The organism is Rhodococcus sp. ACS1, assembly GCF_002300155.1.
In the GTDB taxonomy this organism is placed as follows: domain Bacteria; phylum Actinomycetota; class Actinomycetes; order Mycobacteriales; family Mycobacteriaceae; genus Rhodococcus_F; species Rhodococcus_F koreensis.
Map to the genome: position 1 here is coordinate 389,332 of NZ_NSDZ01000010.1, position 17,791 is coordinate 407,122.

The window sequence follows — 17,791 nt, forward strand, 5'->3', positions numbered from 1 at the left end:
CATCTTATTGCAAATCGATTCCATTTTGATATGCACGAATACGCATGTCAACCGGCGGGGTGAACCGACCGTGATCGGACAGATAGGCTGGGATCCGAAAAGCGCACGTGAACCATGCATCTATTACCCAGATGGAGAGCACCCGAGTGGCACCGAAGTCCAAAGTCGAAACCGTCGTCAATCTCGCCAAGCGTCGTGGCCTGGTCTACCCGTGCGGTGAGATCTACGGAGGCACGAAGTCGGCCTGGGACTACGGCCCCTTGGGTGTCGAGCTCAAGGAGAACATCAAGAAGCAGTGGTGGCGCAACATGGTCACCAGCCGCGAGGACGTCGTCGGCCTCGACTCCTCGGTCATCCTGCCGCGCGAGGTGTGGGTGGCGTCCGGCCACGTCGGCGTGTTCAACGACCCCCTCGTCGAGTGCCTGAACTGTCACAAGCGTCACCGTCAGGACCACCTGCAGGAGGCGTACGCGGAGAAGAAGGGCCTCGACAACCCGGACGACGTCCAGATGGACGTCGTGGGCTGCCCCGACTGCGGCACGGTCGGTCAGTGGACCGAACCCCGCGACTTCAACATGATGCTCAAGACGTACCTCGGCCCGGTCGAGAGCGAAGAGGGCATGCACTACCTCCGCCCGGAGACCGCGCAGGGCATCTTCGTGAACTTCGCGAACGTGCTCACCACGTCGCGCAAGAAGCCGCCGTTCGGCATCGGCCAGATCGGCAAGAGCTTCCGCAACGAGATCACCCCCGGCAACTTCATCTTCCGCACCCGCGAGTTCGAGCAGATGGAGATGGAATTCTTCGTCAAGCCCGGCGAGGACGAAGAGTGGCACCAGTACTGGATCGACTACCGCATGGACTGGTACACCGGTCTGGGTATCAACAAGGACAACCTGCGGCTGTACGAGCACGCGCAGGACAAGCTGTCGCATTACTCCAAGCGCACCGTCGACATCGAGTACCGCTTCCACTTCCAGGGCAGCGAATGGGGCGAGCTCGAGGGTGTGGCCAACCGCACCGACTTCGACCTGTCGACGCACTCGAAGCACTCGGGCACCGATCTCAACTACTACGACCAGGCCTCCGGCGAGCGGTACACGCCGTACGTCATCGAGCCGGCAGCCGGTCTCACGCGTTCGCTGATGGCGTTCCTCGTCGACGCGTACACCGAGGACGAGGCGCCGAACGCGAAGGGCGGCGTCGACAAGCGCACCGTGCTGCGTCTGGACCGTCGTCTCGCCCCGGTGAAGGCCGCGGTGCTGCCGCTGTCGCGTAACGCGGACCTGACGCCGAAGGCGAAGGATCTCGCCGCGACGCTCCGCCAGCACTGGAACGTCGAGTTCGACGACGCAGGCGCGATCGGCCGCCGCTACCGCCGTCAGGACGAGATCGGCACGCCGTTCTGCATCACCGTGGACTTCGACACCCTCGAGGATCACGCCGTGACCGTGCGTGAACGCGACTCCATGGCCCAGGAGCGGGTCGCGCTCGACCAGGTAGAGGGCTACCTGGCGCAGCGCCTCATCGGTTCCTGATCCGCGGTCACCTGCGCGCGTCGCAGGTGGTGGTCAGATAGTTCGTCAGGATTCGCCGGTTTTCCTCGGACACCGGGATACGCGAGTATTCCGGTGCCGAGGAGCCGACCGCGATCCACAGCGGAAAGACGAAGGGCTTCTTCGATTCCGCGAGTGCGTGCGGGTCGCAGCGTGCCGCGTCGATCGTGATGTCGATGCTCAGCCGGTCCTCGTCCGCCCGCATGGTGGCGGGCAGCGCGCCGCGCAGGGCGTACAGGACGCTGCCGCCGATTTCGTCGACCCGGACGTCGCCCGACGCTGTTCCCCGGCTCACGACGAGCCGAGCGGGGAGGGGCGCTGCCGGCTCCGGCGGCGTCGCCGCCGGGATCAGTGTCACCGGGACGGCCCGCGCCAGTTCCTCTGCGGCGCAATCTCCGTCGTGGATGCGGCCGAGGACGTCGTACGGGGTGGCGAGCGGCACCCGCACGGGCGACGCGCCCTGACCGGTGACCCCGATCACGGCGTACGCCGGTTCCGGTCGGGTGTCGCAGCGGACGGTGCCGTACTCGGCCTCGACGTCGATCCGGTTGCCGGGGCCGAGTTCGACGACCCGCCCGGTTTCGGGCGCCGCCTCGAAGCCCGGGCTGTCCAGCGCCACGGATGTCACGGTGACGGGCGCGCCGCCGGTATTCGCGATCCGCACGTGGATCCGGCCGCCCGCCGCGTCGTCCTCGCGGCTGCGGTACGCCTCCGCCGACAGCGGGATCGCCGGCTCGTCCCCGGCGTCTCGCCCGCCCGCGCAGCCCGGCAGGACGCCGCAGCCGGTGGCCGCGACGCAGGCGAGTGCGACGAATGCTCGGGAGGACGTCAGAATCGGCCGCCCCCGCTGATCCGGCCCGAACTGCTCGGCCCGCCGAACGAACGGGGACCGCTGCCGGAGCCGCGGCTACCCCAGTTGCCGCCGCCGCTGAATCCGCCGCGCAGGATGCTGTCGATCAGGATGCCCCCGAGGATCGCGCCGGTGGCATTCCCGCCGCCGGCACCGGGCCCGGGGCGCTGACGGGACTCCCAGCGGCTCACGTCGTTCTGCGCCAGCCGCAGCGCGTCGGCGGCCAGGCTCGCGGCGGCCTGGGCGTGCTGCAGCGCGCGGGAGGCGTCGGTGGTGCGCAACTGCTGGGCCCCCGCCAGGTGCCGCTGTGCCTCCGTCAGGCGGGTCCTGGCCTCCGCTCCCACCGCGCCGCGGCGGGTGCCGATGAAGTCCGATGCTGCCGTGACCTGCGACTGCGCGGCCACGAGGTCCTGCTCGAGACGCTGCTGTGCACGCTCGGCCTGCTGCCGTGATTCCTGCGCCTCGGCGAGGACCGCGTCGAGTTCCGCGTCGGCCTTCACGATCTGGGTGAAGCTGCCGAGCGGGTCGGTGTCCGCGGCGGTCCGGGCCGCCGCCAGCGCGGCCTCGGCCGCGGTGCGCGCCGCCGCGAGCCGGTCCCCACCCTGCTCGGTGAACTGGGCCGCGGCCGCGATCCCCGCCTCCACGTCGGTGATCGCGGCAGGCAGCGTGGCGATGGCGTGCCGGATGTCCTCCGCGGCGTGATCGACGGCGTCGAGCAGGATCCGGGCCTGTTCGAGGGCGCCCTCGGCGCCGCGGATCGCCGACACCGCCGGTTCCTGCTTCCCCGGTGGCAGGGCGACGGCGTCCCGGCCCTCCGTTACGGCCTTCTCGGCGTACGCGAGCCGTTCCTCCGCCATCGTCACGTTGTGGGCGACGGAAGCGAGTGCGGCGGCCGGGAATTCGGTCTGCAGGGTGGCGAGGGTCCGGGTGGAGTCGGGGATGCGCACGGTCAGCGCAACCATGTCGCGGGTGAGCGCGTCGAGCCGGTCGGGGGCGTTGATCAGCAGGTCCCGCAAACCGTCGAACTCCTGGACCTTCTCGTTGAGTTCGCGGTCCGCGCGCCCGCACGAGGTGATGATGTCGATGAGCATTTCCCGCTGCTGCTGCGGGGTCTCGGGGATCGCGTCGTCGAGCCGCTGACGCACGGTGAACGCCGCCGCGAGGGTGGACTTCGCCGTGTCGAACGCCGCCGTGAACGCGGCGGTGGCCTGCTCGCCGAATTCGCCGCGGGCCAGTTCGAGTTCCTCCTGGCTCGTGCGCAGCGCGTCGTCCGTCTCGACGAGCACCTCCTTGGCGCGCTCGTCGAGGGTCGGCAACGGCAGCGCCGTCAGGGCGGCCGTGTCCTCGGGGCTGATGCTGCGCGCCGCCTCGACGCCGGCCCGGGACCGGTCGTGCTTCTTCTTCCGCGAATACAGCACGACCCCGCCCGCGCCCACGACGACCACGCCGCCGCCGATCAGCAGTGTGCGCACCGACATACCGCCGCCCGGACTCATCGCGTCGCCGAGCCCGCCCGCCGCGGCAATCGCGGCGCCGGCCCAGTCCTCCTCGCGCAGGGCGGGTTCCACCGCGTCCACCCGGATCGACTCGGCTTCGTCGCTGGTGATCTCGGACAGACCGTCCGGTGCGATGAGGGCGTACTCACGGTCGACCGTCGCGACCGCGAGCAGTGCGTCACGATCGCCGAGGGACGACGCCTGCGCCGTCTGATCGGCCCACGGTCCGGCGCCGAGACCGTTGAAGTCGGGAACGTAGACCACCCACAACCGCACCTTGTGATCGTCGTAGAGCTGATCGATCGCGGCCTGGACGTCGCTCTGCTGGTCGGCGTCGAGCACCCCGACGGTGTCCGTGATCTGGCCGGGCAGACGGAACGGTGCGTCCGCCGACGCGATCGCGGGGGAGAACAGGATCGCCACGAGCGTCAGGAGTGCGGAGACGGCGCCGAGGGCGGCGAACCGCCGGGTGCCGGGGAAGGGGAGTCTGGGGTGGGACGACGGCGTCTGCTCGAGGCGCGGTGCGAGTGGCATGGCAGCAAATCTATCGGGTGTGGCGAGTCGTCATCGGGACAGTTCGGCGACAGCTGGCAGAATCAGGGAGTGAATTCTGCACCGAGCCGTGAACGCCACGACCTCCCGCGCCGTCCTGCGCGTCTGGGGTTCGCAGGCACGCTGGCCCGGTGGACCCGCCGGATCATCGCCGGCGTCGTTCTCCTCGCGGCGGCCCTGGTGTTCGGCACCGCGGTCCGGGTGTGGCAGGTCGCGCGGATCGACGACACGTCGACGGCCGACGCGATCGTGGTGCTCGGCGCCGCCCAGTACTCGGGAACGCCGTCGTCCGTGTTCGAGGCCAGGCTCGAGCAGGCGTACAAGCTGTACGAGCGCGGGGTGGCCCCGGAGGTCATCACGGTGGGCGGCAAGCAGGAGGGCGACGAGTACACCGAGGCGGCGTCCGGGAAGAACTACCTGGTCTCGCGCGGTGTCCCCGCCGACAGCATCACCGCCGTCGAGGAGGGGTCCGACACCCTGCTCAGCATCGAGGCGGTGAGTGAGGCGATGGGTGCGCAGGGCATCGATTCGGCGGTCCTCGTCAGCGACCCGTGGCATTCGCTGCGGACCCGGACGATGGCCCGCGACGCCGGCCTCGAGGCGTGGACGGCGCCCACCCGGCAGGGGCCCGCGGTGTTCACCCGCGAATCGCAGTTGCACGGAATCGCCCGGGAGACAGGGGCGTTGATCTGGTATCAGCTCACCCACTTCTCGGCGGACTTCCCCTACACGGCGGGACAGTAGGCGTTTCGATGACTCCACACACGACACCCCTCGGCGAGGTGTACTCCGCGCACGACGTCGCCCGGCGGGTCCGCGAGGCACCGAAACGGGCCGGGATCCCGGGCAGCCAGATCGCGGCCGCCCAGCACCGGTCCGTCTTCTCCCGTGACCGCGCGCGCGTCCAGCATTCGGCGGCGCTGCGCAGGCTCGCCGACAAGACCCAGGTGGTGGGCCCCCGGGACGGGGACACCCCGCGAACGCGGTTGACGCACTCGATCGAGGTGGCACAGATCGGCCGCGGGATCGCCGACGGTCTCGGCTGCGATCCCGATCTGGTCGACCTCGCCGGCCTCGCACACGACATCGGTCACCCGCCGTACGGTCACAACGGCGAGAAGGCCCTCGACGAGGTCGCGGAAAGCTGCGGCGGGTTCGAGGGCAACGCCCAGAATCTGCGCATCCTGACAAACCTCGAACCGAAGGTGCTCTACCCCGACGGACGTAGCGCCGGGCTCAACCTGACCCGGGCGTCGCTGGACGCGGCGATCAAGTACCCGTGGATCCGGCCGCGCCCGGGCGCGAAGTTCGGGGCCTACGACGACGACGCCGAGGTGCTCGCGTGGATCCGCGAGGGTGCCCCGGACGGTCACCAGTGTCTCGAGGCGCAGGTCATGGACTGGGCCGACGACGTCGCCTACTCCGTGCACGACGTCGAGGACGGGGTGATCGACGGGCGCATCGACCTGCGTGCGCTGGCCGATCCAGTGGACCAGCGGGCGCTCGCCGAGTTCGGCGCCGCGGAGTTCGCGGGACTCGACGTCGAGGAACTCGTCGAGGCCGCGAAACGGCTGAGCCTTCTGCCGGTCGTCGTCGGGGTGGGCAGCTACGACGGCACGCTCACCAGTTCGGTCGCCTTGAAGAACCTCACCAGCGAACTGGTGGGCCGGTTCGCGACCGCCGCGATCATCGGGACCCGCGACGTCCACGGCGACAAGCCGGTCGCCCGGTACGACGCCGATCTGGTGGTCCCGCCGGTGGTCGCGTCCGAGGTGGCGCTGCTCAAGACGTTCGCACTGAACTTCGTGATGTCCGATGCCGGCCACCGGGCGCGGCAGGAACGGCAGCGGGACCGCGTGCACCGCGTCGCCGAATGGCTGCTCGCGACCGCACCCGACGGGCTCGACCCAATCCTGGTTCCGGCCTGGAACGCCGCGGCCGACGACCCCGCACGGGTCCGGGTCGTCGTCGACCAGATCGCCTCCTACACCGAGAGCAGGCTCGAACGCGTCGACAAGTCCAGTCTCGGGGCCCAGGCGAGCTGGGGCTGACGAGCGTCGAAGTCGGACCAATCCGCCCGCCGCGGTGCTCCGAATAGGACTACAGACAGCTTGCACCCAATGGTCAGGGAGACCGGATGAAGTCTGCAGTGCGCAAGATCATCGGTTCGACGTCCGCAGCGCTGGCGGTGGCGGTCGGCGCCGCCCTGCTGGCCCCACCCGCGGCACAGGCCGCACCCGTGTACCCGTTCGCGGACCCCGACCCGTTCTACGGTGCACCCGCCGACGTCGGGGCACGCGCCGACGGTGACGTGCTGGCGAGCCGCACGGTCGCCGCCACCGGTTTCCCCACCGCCGACGCCTGGCAGGTCAAGTACAAGTCGACCAACTCCGCAGGCGCGCCCATCGCCGCCGTCACCACGGTGCTGGTGCCCCGCGGCACTCCCGCGAACCGGCCGCTGGTGTCGTATCAGCCGTTCGTCAACGCGCTCGGGCTTGAGTGTGCCCCGTCGCATCAGCTGTTCACCGGCGGACTCCAGGAGGCCCCGGCCCTCAACGCCCTGCTCGCGCGGGGCTGGGCGGTCGCCATCCCCGACCATCTCGGACCGACCAGCGCATACGGGGCCGCGAAACTCGGCGGCCGGCTCGTCCTCGACGGCGTCCGCGCCGCGCAGCGGCTCCCGGAAGCGGGACTCGGTGGCAGTCCGGTCGGGCTGGCCGGCTACTCGGGTGGCGCCATGGCGACCAACTGGGCCGCTGCGCTCGCACCCACCTACGCGCCGGAACTGAACATCGTGGGCGCCGCCGAGGGCGGCACCCCTGTTAACATCGGCGAACTGGCCGACCGTCTGGGCAGCACGCGCTCGCAGGCGTTCGGCCTGGGTTTCGCGGCCGCCATCGGGCTCGAGCGTGAATACCCGACGCGGTCACCGCTCGGGGACGGCCTCAACGGCGACGGACTCGCCCTGCGGGCGCAGATGAGCAACATGTGCACCGATTCGATCCTCGGCGCCGGTGCGGGGAAGTCGCTGCCCGACCTGACCAACGGTCCCGGCATCCTCGCCGACCCGTCCGGTCGCGCGGTGATGGACGAGAACAGCGTCGAACTGTATCCGGGAGTCCCGAGGACGCCGATGTTCGTCTGGCACGGCAGCGCGGACCCCCTCGTCGCCATCGGGCCGGTGCAGAACACCGTCGCCCGGTACTGCTCACAGGGCGCGCGCGTGCAGTTCGACGTGATCCCGGGCGCCGACCACGGCACCGCCACCATGCTCGGTGCCGGCCCCGCGTTCGGCTACCTCGGCGACCGATTCGCCGGGATTCCCGCCCCGTCGAACTGCTGACCCCGAGGCGGAAGTTCGGGCCGCGGCGGAGCGCCTAGACTGTCGGGCGTGGCTGGCAGAATCCCTGATCGTGACGTTGCGGCCATTCGCGAGCGCACACGGATCGAGGACATCGTGGGGGAGTACGTCTCCCTCAAGCGCGCGGGCGGCGACTCCATGAAGGGGCTGTGCCCGTTCCACGACGAGAAGTCGCCGTCGTTCCACGTCCGCCCCAACCACGGGCACTATCACTGCTTCGGGTGCGGCGAGGGCGGCGACGTCTACTCCTTCCTCCAGAAGATCGACCACATCAGTTTCGTCGAGGCCGTCGAGCAACTCGCCGACCGGCTGAGCTACACCATCTCGTACGAGGGCGGCGGCACGTCGGTGCAGCGCGACCGCGGCACCCGCTCCCGGCTGGTCGCGGCCAACGCGGCCGCGCAGGAGTTCTACTCGGCGCGTCTGCAGGAACCCGACGCGCAGGCGGCCCGCGACTACCTGACGGAACGGAACTTCGACGCGCAGGCCGCGCAGCAGTTCGGGTGCGGGTATGCACCCGACGGCTGGGACATCCTCACGAAGCATCTGCTGGGCAAGGGTTTCGACGTCAAGGAACTCGAGGCCGCGGGCCTGTCGAAGGCGGGGCGGCGTGGTCACATCGACCGCTTCCACCGCCGCCTGCTCTGGCCCATCCGGAACCTGTCCGGCGACGTCATCGGGTTCGGCGCCCGCAAGTTGTTCGACGACGACACCATGCCCGGCAAATACGTCAACACTCCGGAAACCGTGCTGTACAAAAAGTCTCAGGTGCTGTTCGGGCTCGACCTCGCCAAGCGGGACATCGCCAAGGGGCATCAGGCGGTGGTGGTCGAGGGATACACCGACGTCATGGCGATGCACCTGGCCGGGGTCAAGACCGCCGTCGCCGCCTGCGGCACCGCGTTCGGTGAGGACCACCTCTCGATGCTGCGGCGACTGCTGATGGACGACAGCTACTTTCGCGGCGAGATCATCTACACGTTCGACGGGGACGCCGCAGGCCAGGCCGCGGCGATGAAGGCGTTCGAGGGTGACCAGAAGATGGCCGGGCAGACGTTCGTCGCCGTGGCGCCCGAGGGCATGGACCCGTGCGAACTGCGGCAGAAGTCCGGCGACGCCGCCGTCCGCGACCTGGTGGCGCGTCGCACCCCGATGTTCGAGTTCGTGGTCAAGTCGATCCTCACCGAGCACGACCTCGAGACCGCGGAGGGCCGGGTCGAGGCGCTGCGGCGCACGGTGCCGGTGGTCGCCCAGATCAAGGAAGCGACGCTGCGTGACAGCTACGCCGTCCAGTTGTCCGGCTGGGTGGGCTGGGACGACATCGCCGCGGTCCGGCAACGGGTGCGGGACGAGGCACGCAAGCGGGCGTCCACCCGCGGGTCGGTGTCCGCGCCCCCCAAGAAGAAGGCGACCCGGGACGAGAACCAGGACGCCCCTCAGTTGCCGGTCGGCCTGTCCCGGCCCCGGCCGAACGATCCGACGCTGTGGGCGCAGCGCGAGGCGCTGAAGGGTGCGTTGCAGTACCCGGCCATCGCGGGGACCGTGTTCGACTCGCTGCCGGTGGAGACGTTCACGCATGCGACGTACGTCGTGATCCGCGAGTCGATGATCGCGGCAGGCGGCGCCAGCGCGGGCCTCGGCGGCGGCGAGTGGGTCGACGCGGTCAGCCGGGGAGTCGAGGACGTCACCGCGGCGTCCCTGGTGTCGGAACTCGCCGTCGAACCGCTGCCCGCCGAGGAGGACACCGTCCCGCGATACATCTCCGGCGTCATTGCACGCCTGCAGGAGGTGTGGGTGGGGGAGCAGGTGGCGGAACTGAAGTCCAAGCTGCAGCGCATCTCACCGGCGACGGCGTCGGACGAGTTCCACTCGCTGCTCGGCGACCTCGTCGCCCTGGAGCAGTACCGCCGGAGCCTGCTCGATCAGGCGATCGGCGACACCAACCGGGACGGCATGGCCGGCTGAACCGGCCGTCGTCGGCTACTTCTTCTTGAGCTGGTCCTGCGGGACCAGGATGGTCGTGTCCTCGTCGAGCGGCTTCATGGGCTCGAGCTTCGGCTGGGTGTTCAGCGAGTCGGACAGCTTCTGGCGTGACATCTGCAACACCTTCTTCGTGGCCGGACTGGTGGCCACGGCCTTGGTGGCCCGGCTGATCTGTTCGTAGCGCGCACGTCCTGCTCGCGTACCCAGCACGTACCCAGCAGCGATACCGATCAACAACCGCATCATTCCCGCTTCCTCCCGACGCACAACGACCTTCCCCATCCTGCCTGATGCATCGACAGGCAGGCGATTTGGTACTGGGGTGGGGCTATGCGCTACAGTTTCTCTCGCATCGCCGGGAACGGCGAAGCACAGCAGAATAATCCCCTGTAGCTCAATTGGCAGAGCTTCCGACTGTTAATCGGACGGTTGCTGGTTCGAGTCCAGCCGGGGGAGCATCGAAACCCCGTCCGGTTCATCCGGGCGGGGTTTTCTGCTGCGCCCGGCCAATTCGGATCGGTGCGCGTCCCGGGCGAGTACATTCCCGCTGTATCGGCAGCAAGCGACCGCGGGGTGTGCGATGAGCGAGGGCGAGGACGGCGGCGAGACAGCACCGACGGGGCCGGGCGGGCGTTTCGGCACGAGCGATGCCCCACGGTGGTTGCTGCCCTCGATCCTGTACGTCCTGCTGGCCGTCGCCGCCTACCAGTTGTCGGGGTGGCTGTTCGTCAACCTGCGCGGATTCCTGGGGCTGTTGTTTCTCGCGTGGCTGTTCAGCATCACCCTCGAACCGGTCGTCGACTGGCTCGAGCGCCGGGGACTGCGGCGCGGCCTCGCCACCGGGCTGGTGCTGCTGGCACTGTTGGTCTTCGCCATCGCATTCCTGGCGGTCTTCGGGACACTGCTCGCCCAGCAGCTCGCCCAGCTTCTCAAAGCGCTGCCGGGCGCGCTGTCCTCCGTCACCGACTGGTCCAATCGTGTGTTCGATACCGACTTCGCGACCGGTGAGGACCTGATCCGTCTCACCCCCGAGACCGTCCGGGACCTCGCCGAGCGATTCACGCCCGGAGTGCTGGGCGTGTTGTCCTCGTTGCTCGGCGTCGTCTTCCAGATGCTGACGCTGCTGCTGTTCGTGTTCTACATGTCCGCCCAGGGACCGGCTCTTCGCCGGACCATCTCCAGCTGGTTTCCGGCGCGGCAACAGCGGGTCATCTCGGTGGTCTGGGAGATCTCGGTCGAGAAGGCCGGCGGCTACGTCGTGTCGCGGCTCATCCTCGCCGCCATCAGCTCGGTCGCCACCGGCATCTTCCTCGTGGTGATCGGCGTGCCCTACTGGCTGCCGCTGGCACTGTGGACCGGCATCGTCTCGCAGTTCGTCCCCACCCTGGGCACCTACCTCGCGATCGCCCTCCCCGCGATCATCGCCGCGGCGTCCCAGCCCATGGACGGCGTGTGGGTGATCGTCTTCGGCACCGTCTACCAGCAGATCGAGAACTACGTGCTGCACCCGCGCATCACGTCCGCGACGGTCTCGATCCACCCCGCGGTCGCGTTCGGATCGGTGATCGTGGGCGCCTCGCTGTTCGGCCCGGTCGGCGCGCTGGTGTCGGTCCCGGTGGTCGCGGCGATCCAGGCCCTCGTCGAAACGTACGGGCGACGATACGAACTCGTCGCCGACGACCCGGCGACGGTCACCTCGGTCGAACAACGCGAACCCGCGAGCGACGAAGAACGCCGCGATGCCCAGGACGAGTAGGCGTCGACCACGAAAAGCGCTGTCGGGACGGGCTCGTCCCGGCTACGCGCCCGCGGCGGGCGCACGGTAACATCGGCAGGCCGCGACAGCGAGTAGTGCGGTGATGGGGCGGTAGCTCAGTCGGTTAGAGCCGTGGACTCATAATCCATTGGTCGCGGGTTCGAGCCCCGCCCGCCCCACCCTCTTCCCCGGTCGGTCCGGCCTTCTCGAGTCGGCCCGGATGCGGGCAGTGTGAAGACCATGGAGTTGGCGCGCGAGGAACGGGAAGAATTTGCCGAACTGCTCGCCGGGCTGTCCCCGCAGCAGTGGGAGTCGCCGAGCCTGTGCGAGCGGTGGCGGGTCCGGGACGTGGTCGCGCACGTGATCAGCTACGACGAGCTCGACTTTCGCAGTCTGGCCGTACGGTTCGCGAAGGGCTGGTTCCTGCAGGACCGGGTCAACGAGCTCGGGGTCGACGACCTCGTGGACCGCACCCCCGGGCAGCTGCTCGAGTTGATGCGCATTCACGCCGAACCCAGCGGTCTGCCAGCCGGTTTCGGTGGGAGGATCGCCCTCGTCGACGGCATGATCCATCAACAGGACATCCGGCGGCCCCTTGCGATTCCCCGGACCATCCCCCCGCGGCGGCTGCGAGTGGCGCTGGACTTCGCGCGGTTCGCTCCGCTGATCCGCGGCGCCTGGCGAGCCCGCGGGGTGAAGCTGGTGGCGACAGATCTCGACTGGTCCTACGGCCGGGGACCGCAGGTGAGTGGAAGCGGAGAAGCGCTGCTGATGGCGATGGCCGGGCGCCGTGACGTACTCGGCGACCTCACCGGCCCCGGCCGGTCGAAATTCGCCGCCCACATCGGCGCCTGACCGAGGGCGCAGCACGTGCCGCGTCGTTGTTCTCGGTGCCGGCGCGGAGCAGACTGAAAGTCACCCGAGGAGGCCATCGTGGACCTGCAGATCGTGGCAATCGACAAGCCCGACGACATGAACGTGATCGTCGGGCAGTCCCACTTCATCAAGACCGTCGAGGATGTGCACGAGGCGCTGGTGGGGGTGAGTCCGCACCTCCGGTTCGGTGTCGCGTTCTGCGAGGCGTCGGGGCCTCGCCTCGTGCGCTGCTCCGGCAACGACGACCGTCTCCTCGAGTTGGCCACGCGCAACGCCGTCGCCGTCGGCGCGGGCCACTCGTTCTTCGTGTTTCTGGAGGACGGCTATCCGGTGAACGTGCTGAACACGCTGAAGCGGGTGCCGGAGGTGTGCGGCATCTTCTGCGCCACCGCCAACCCCGTCGAAATCATCGTGGCCGAGACGGAACTCGGCCGGGGCATCGCCGGTGTGATCGACGGGCAGCCTCCTGCCGGTGTGGAGACCAGCGCCGACGTCGCCGACCGCAAGGCGTTGCTGCGGACGATCGGGTACAAACTCTGAGCGAGCGGCATTCGCCTGGCGCTCTACGATGACCGGCATGGCGATCACTCCCGACACGAAGAACTGGACCTGGGTCCTCGACCGGGCGTGCCCCGACTGCGGGTTCGACTCGGCGGCAACCCGGTACGAGGACATTCCCGCTCTGGTCCGGGCGAACGCGGACGCCTGGTCGCCGGTCCTCAACCGTACCGACGTGACGGTCCGGCCGGACGAGCAGACGTGGTCGGCCCTCGAATACGCGGCGCACGTTCGCGACGTGTTCCGGATCTTCGACGTCCGGCTCCGGCTCATCCTCGAGCAGACGGACCCCCTGTTCCCGAACTGGGACCAGGACGAGACCGCGATCGCCGAGCGCTACAACGAGCAGGATCCGGCCGTCGTGGACGCCGAACTGCGTGCGGCAGGCGTCGCGGTGGCGGACGGCTTCGAGGCCGTCGACCCGGAACTCCGGTCGCGGACCGGGCGGCGGAGCGACGGCGCCTCCTTCACGGTGGAGACGCTCGCCAGGTATTTCGTTCACGACCCAATCCATCACCTCCACGACGTGTCGGGGTAACAGTTTCGGATTCCCGGACCCGATTCGGTAGAACGTGTTCCAATTCGGTCGGTTTGTGTCTATCGTCACATCAGCAGATGCGCAGACATGAACGAAGGGTTGGGAGTCACATGAAGACCAAGGGTGCGATCCTGTGGGGCCTGAACGAGCCGTGGTCGGTCGAGGAGATCGAGATCGGCGATCCGGTTGCGGGCGAGGTGCAGATTCGCATGGAAGCCGCCGGAATGTGCCACTCCGACCACCACATCGTCACCGGTTCGATGCCCATGGCGTCCTTCCCGGTGATGGGCGGCCACGAAGGGTCCGGCGTCATCACCAAGCTGGGGCCGGAGGTGAAGGATCTCGAAGTCGGCGACCACGTGGTGCTCTCCTTCGTTCCCGCCTGTGGACGCTGTCCGGCGTGCTCGGCGGGACATCAGAATCTCTGCGACCTCGGCATGGGGCTCCTGAGCGGGCTCGCGATCAGCGACGGCACGTTCCGCATCCACGCGCGCGGCGAGAACGTCATCCCCATGTGCCTGCTCGGGACGTTCTCGCCCTACATGGTCGTGCACGAGACGTCGGTCGTGAAGATCGACAAGGACATTCCCTTCGACGTCGCCGCTCTCGTCGGCTGCGGCGTGCCCACCGGGTGGGGTTCGGCGACGCGGATGGCGGAGGTGAAGCCGGGCGAATCCGTCGTCATCATGGGTGTCGGCGGCGTCGGCATGAGCGCGCTGCAGGGCGCGGTGGCGTCCGGGGCGCGTCAGATCTTCGCCATCGACCCGGTGCCGTGGAAGCGGGAACAGGCGCTGAAGTTCGGGGCCACCCACGCGTTCGAGAGCGCCGCCGCCGCGATCGAACCGATCATCGCGCTCACCAACGGGCTGATGGCGCAGAAGACGATCATCACGGTCGGGGAGATGCACGGCGAATACGTCGAGGAAGCCCTGCTGCTCACCAGCAAATTCGGCACGTGCGTCGTCACCGCGATGGGCGCGATGACCGACATGGACGTCAAGTTGAACCTGTTCCTCTTCTCGATGCTGCAGAAGGACCTGAAGGGCACCATCTTCGGCGGCGGCAACGCCCGGGTCGAGATCCCGAACCTACTGGCCATGTACAAGTCGGGGCAGTTGAACCTCGACGACATGATCACCCGCACCTACAGCCTCGAAGGGGTCAACGACGGGTACCAGGACATGCTCGACGGCAAGAACATTCGCGGCGTCATCCGGTACACCGAAGCCGACTGGTGACGGCTCGCCGCTGCAGGCGGGTGCGGCTCGCTGCAGCCGACCGGTGGCGGCTCTCGTAGTCTGACCGGGTGCAGAGTCTCGATCAGATCGCCCGATGGCCCGTGGACAACGCTGCGGCGGTGGTCCTGTCGCGAGACGAAGGGGTGATCGGCGAGTACGGCGACCAGCAGCGCGTCTTCCCGCTGGCCTCGGTGACCAAACTGCTGTGCGCGTACGCAGTCCTGGTGGCCACCGAGGAGGGGGCCGTCGAACTCGACCAGTCCGCAGGCCCCGAGGGCTCGACGGTGCGTCATCTCCTGGCGCACGCGTCGGGTCTCGCCTTCGACGCGAACCGGGTGCAGACGACGCCGGGGCGCAAGCGGATCTACTCGAGTGCAGGCTACGAGGTGCTCGCCGACTTCCTCACCGCCGAGACGTCGATCGACTTCGCCGACTACGTGGCGGAATCCGTGTTCGCTCCGCTGTCGATGGACGCGTCCGCTCTGGTCGGGCCCGCCGGCCACGGAGCGCAGGCGTCGGCGGGAGATCTCGGCCGCTTCACCGCCGAACTGTTCCGCCCGGCGCTCATTTCGCCTCAGACGTTCGCAGATGCCACTTCGGTGCAATTCCCCGGACTGGACGGAATCCTGCCCGGATACGGCTCTCAGCGCCCCAACGACTGGGGTCTGGGATTCGAGATCCGGTCGGCCAAGAGCCCGCACTGGACCGGAACGGGCAACTCGCCGCGGACGTTCGGCCACTTCGGGCAGTCCGGCACGTTCCTCTGGGTCGACCCGGCCGCGGGGCTGGCGTGCGTCGCGTTGACGGACCGGGACTTCGGCGACTGGGCCAAGCCCGTGTGGACCGAGCTGAGCGACGGTATTCTCGCGGAACGCGAAAGGCGATGACACACCGATTGCTCGAATCACTGGCGCAACACAGGCATCACAGGGCACACTGGTCAACCGAGCGTGCTGCACACACCGACTGAGGCCGTTGGGGAAGACGTCCCTCGTCGAAGCAGGAGGCTCGAGTGCGCGCATTGAATCAGTTCGCGGACGTGACGGCTGGTGTTGTCTACATCCACTCGTCGCCCGCCGCGTTGTGCCCCCATATCGAATGGGCGCTGACCGCGACCCTCGACTGCCGAGCGAACCTGAAATGGACCTCGCAGCCGGCCTCCAACGGCGTCCTGCGCGCGACCACCAATTGGGTGGGGCCCGTCGGCACCGCCTCGCGGTTGGTCAATGCGCTCCGCGCCTGGCCGATGCTGCGCTTCGAGGTCACCGAGGACGCCAGCGAGGGCGTGGACGGCGAACGGTTCAGCCACGTGCCCGGCATGGGTCTGTGGCACGGATCCACCAGCGCGAACGGCGATGTCGTCGTGGGGGAGATGCGTCTGCGGGCACTGATGGAGGCCGGCGGTGACATCGCCACCGAACTGGACTACGCCCTCGGAACCGCCTGGGACGAGGCGCTCGAGCCGTTCCGCAGCGGCGGCGAAGGCGCCGAGGTCACCTGGCTGCGCCGCGACGTCGGCTGACACCCGCACACGGACGCGAAAAGGCCCCCACCGCCGGTGGGGGCCTTCTCTCGATCAATGCTCAGATCACAGCGGGATGTTCTTGTGGTCGCCGCGGGTGGAGGGGGCGGCGGCGAGGGCCGCGGTGACGACACTGCGCGTCTTGGCCGGGTCGATCTCCTCGTCCACCACACCGATCGCGACGGCACGGTCGACGCCGCCGGCGATGCTCTCGTGCTCGACGGCCAGTCGCTCGTGCAGGGCCTCCCGCTCTTCTTCCGGCGCCGCGGCCAGGGCCCGCTTGTGCAGGATGCCCACGGCCGCCTTCGCGCCCATGACTGCGACCTCGGCGTCGGGCCACGCGTAGACGGCGGTGGCGCCGAGAGCGCGGGAGTTCATGGCGATGTAGGCGCCGCCGTAGATCTTGCGGGTCACGACCGTCACCCGGGGCACGGTGGCTTCGGCGAACGCGTGGAGCAGCTTGGCTCCGCGGCGCACGACGCCTTCCCATTCCATGCTCACACCGGGGAGGTATCCCGGAACGTCCACGACCACGACCAGCGGGATGCCGAACGCGTTGCACAGCCGGACGAAGCGAGCCGACTTCTCGGCGCTCTCCGAGTTCAGGCACCCACCCAGGCGGAGCGGGTTGTTGGCGATGACACCGACGGTGCGGCCACCGAGGCGTCCGAGCCCGGTGACGATGCTGCGGGCGTAATTGCCCTGCAGTTCCTCGAAACTCGACTCACCCTCGACGTTGTCGAGAAGTTCGTGAACGATCGGGCGGACGTCGTAGGCGCGCTTCGCCGACTCCGGCATGAGCGCGCGGAGATCGGTGTCGCCGTGCGCGGCCGCGGCCTGATCGAACTCGCCCTGCTCGCAGAACATGGACACCAGGCGGCGTGCCCGGTGCAGAGCGTCACCCTCGTCGTGGGCGGCGATGTGCGCCACACCCGACTTCTTCGTGTGCGTGTCGGGGCCGCCGAGCGACACCATGTCGACCTGCTCGCCGGTGACGCTGCGGACCACGTCGGGTCCGGTGACGAACACGCGGGCCTCGGGCGCCATGATGACGACGTCGGTCAACGCGGGACCGTATGCCGCACCACCGGCCGCGAAGCCGAGGACGACGGAAATCTGTGGGACGCGGCCGGACGCGCGGACCATGGCCTCGAAGACCAGTCCGACGGCGTGCAGGGCCTCGACGCCCTCGGCGAGACGCGCGCCACCCGAGTGCCAGAGCCCGACGATGGGGGCATCTTCGTCGAGGGCGGTATCGATCGCCGTCACGATGTGCTTGCAGCCCTCGACACCCATGGCGCCGCCCATGACGGTGGCATCGGAGCAGTAGGCGATGGTGCGGACACCGTCGATGTTGCCGGACGCGGCCAGCACACCGGACTTGTCACGCGGATGGAGCGGGACGACCGTCCCGGCGTCGAACAGCTTCTCCAGGCGCGCAAGGGGATCGCGCGGATCGATCGACGCATCGGACTTCGTCGCGGGTGCCAGGATTGTCATCGCGT

Annotated in this window: 17 protein-coding genes and 2 tRNA genes; 15 read left to right on the forward strand and 4 right to left on the reverse strand. The window is 68.9% G+C overall.

Annotated elements, in window-relative coordinates:
* Positions 1-146 precede the first annotated feature (146 nt).
* Positions 147-1,538, forward strand: coding sequence for a glycine--tRNA ligase (locus CJ179_RS40140; RefSeq protein ID WP_095865318.1), 1,392 nt, complete (start codon positions 147-149; stop codon positions 1,536-1,538).
* 7 nt (positions 1,539-1,545) lie between these two features.
* On the opposite strand, the gene CJ179_RS40145 is transcribed toward CJ179_RS40140, so the two are convergent.
* Positions 1,546-2,175, reverse strand: coding sequence for a hypothetical protein (locus CJ179_RS40145; protein WP_257016022.1), 630 nt, complete (start codon positions 2,173-2,175; stop codon positions 1,546-1,548).
* Between the two features lie 10 nt (positions 2,176-2,185).
* Here CJ179_RS40145 and CJ179_RS52355 point away from each other — a divergent pair, with 10 nt between their 5' ends.
* The gene (locus tag CJ179_RS52355; RefSeq protein ID WP_095865200.1) at positions 2,186-2,407 is read left to right on the forward strand and encodes a hypothetical protein; all 222 of its coding nucleotides are present in this window, start codon (positions 2,186-2,188) and stop codon (positions 2,405-2,407) included.
* Here CJ179_RS52355 and CJ179_RS40155 read toward each other — a convergent pair.
* Positions 2,385-4,436: a YgcG family protein gene (locus CJ179_RS40155; protein ID WP_095865201.1), complete on the reverse strand. Its 2,052-nt coding sequence runs from the start codon at positions 4,434-4,436 to the stop codon at positions 2,385-2,387. The genes CJ179_RS52355 and CJ179_RS40155 overlap by 23 nt on opposite strands.
* 69 nt (positions 4,437-4,505) lie before the next feature.
* On the opposite strand from CJ179_RS40155, the gene CJ179_RS40160 reads away from it, so the two are divergent.
* The 4 genes from CJ179_RS40160 (at position 4,506) to dnaG (ending at position 9,780) form a co-directional block, all read left to right on the forward strand.
* Positions 4,506-5,198, forward strand: coding sequence for a YdcF family protein (locus tag CJ179_RS40160; RefSeq protein WP_072946653.1), 693 nt, complete (start codon positions 4,506-4,508; stop codon positions 5,196-5,198).
* A gap of 8 nt (positions 5,199-5,206) precedes the next feature.
* Positions 5,207-6,505 (forward strand): deoxyguanosinetriphosphate triphosphohydrolase, encoded by a 1,299-nt coding sequence (locus CJ179_RS40165; protein ID WP_072946654.1) that lies wholly within the window; start codon positions 5,207-5,209, stop codon positions 6,503-6,505.
* Between the two features lie 86 nt (positions 6,506-6,591).
* Positions 6,592-7,797 carry a lipase family protein gene (locus tag CJ179_RS40170; protein ID WP_179377859.1) on the forward strand — a complete coding sequence of 402 codons (1,206 nt, stop codon included), beginning with the start codon at positions 6,592-6,594 and terminating at the stop codon, positions 7,795-7,797.
* Positions 7,798-7,845: 48 nt separating this feature from the next.
* Positions 7,846-9,780 carry a DNA primase gene (gene dnaG / locus CJ179_RS40175; protein ID WP_095865203.1) on the forward strand — a complete coding sequence of 645 codons (1,935 nt, stop codon included), beginning with the start codon at positions 7,846-7,848 and terminating at the stop codon, positions 9,778-9,780.
* 15 nt (positions 9,781-9,795) lie between these two features.
* On the opposite strand, the gene CJ179_RS40180 is transcribed toward dnaG, so the two are convergent.
* A complete protein-coding gene (locus tag CJ179_RS40180; RefSeq protein WP_037226505.1) occupies positions 9,796-10,044 on the reverse strand; it encodes a hypothetical protein in 249 nt (82 codons plus the stop codon).
* Between the two features lie 137 nt (positions 10,045-10,181).
* Between CJ179_RS40180 and CJ179_RS40185 the strand changes: the two genes are divergently transcribed.
* From CJ179_RS40185 to CJ179_RS40225, 9 genes are all read left to right on the forward strand, one after another.
* Positions 10,182-10,254 (forward strand) — tRNA-Asn (locus CJ179_RS40185).
* Between the two features lie 124 nt (positions 10,255-10,378).
* Positions 10,379-11,554 carry an AI-2E family transporter gene (locus CJ179_RS40190; protein WP_072946657.1) on the forward strand — a complete coding sequence of 392 codons (1,176 nt, stop codon included), beginning with the start codon at positions 10,379-10,381 and terminating at the stop codon, positions 11,552-11,554.
* 105 nt (positions 11,555-11,659) lie between these two features.
* A tRNA-Ile gene (locus CJ179_RS40195) sits at positions 11,660-11,733 on the forward strand.
* Positions 11,734-11,794: 61 nt separating this feature from the next.
* Positions 11,795-12,409 carry a maleylpyruvate isomerase family mycothiol-dependent enzyme gene (locus CJ179_RS40200; RefSeq protein ID WP_072946671.1) on the forward strand — a complete coding sequence of 205 codons (615 nt, stop codon included), beginning with the start codon at positions 11,795-11,797 and terminating at the stop codon, positions 12,407-12,409.
* Between the two features lie 78 nt (positions 12,410-12,487).
* Positions 12,488-12,970: an adenosine-specific kinase gene (locus tag CJ179_RS40205; protein WP_095865205.1), complete on the forward strand. Its 483-nt coding sequence runs from the start codon at positions 12,488-12,490 to the stop codon at positions 12,968-12,970.
* A gap of 37 nt (positions 12,971-13,007) precedes the next feature.
* On the forward strand, positions 13,008-13,526 hold the full coding sequence (locus CJ179_RS40210; protein WP_095865206.1) for a DinB family protein: 519 nt from the start codon (positions 13,008-13,010) through the stop codon (positions 13,524-13,526).
* 110 nt (positions 13,527-13,636) lie between these two features.
* The gene (locus CJ179_RS40215; RefSeq protein ID WP_072946660.1) at positions 13,637-14,764 is read left to right on the forward strand and encodes an NDMA-dependent alcohol dehydrogenase; all 1,128 of its coding nucleotides are present in this window, start codon (positions 13,637-13,639) and stop codon (positions 14,762-14,764) included.
* Positions 14,765-14,832: 68 nt separating this feature from the next.
* Positions 14,833-15,651 carry a serine hydrolase gene (locus CJ179_RS40220; RefSeq protein ID WP_095865207.1) on the forward strand — a complete coding sequence of 273 codons (819 nt, stop codon included), beginning with the start codon at positions 14,833-14,835 and terminating at the stop codon, positions 15,649-15,651.
* Between the two features lie 125 nt (positions 15,652-15,776).
* Entirely contained in the window at positions 15,777-16,286 is a 510-nt protein-coding gene (locus CJ179_RS40225) for a DUF3145 domain-containing protein (protein WP_072946662.1), read from the forward strand.
* 66 nt (positions 16,287-16,352) lie between these two features.
* Here the strand turns inward: CJ179_RS40225 and CJ179_RS40230 are convergent, their stop codons facing one another.
* Positions 16,353-17,786 carry an acyl-CoA carboxylase subunit beta gene (locus CJ179_RS40230; protein ID WP_095865208.1) on the reverse strand — a complete coding sequence of 478 codons (1,434 nt, stop codon included), beginning with the start codon at positions 17,784-17,786 and terminating at the stop codon, positions 16,353-16,355.
* Positions 17,787-17,791: the final 5 nt, after the last annotated feature.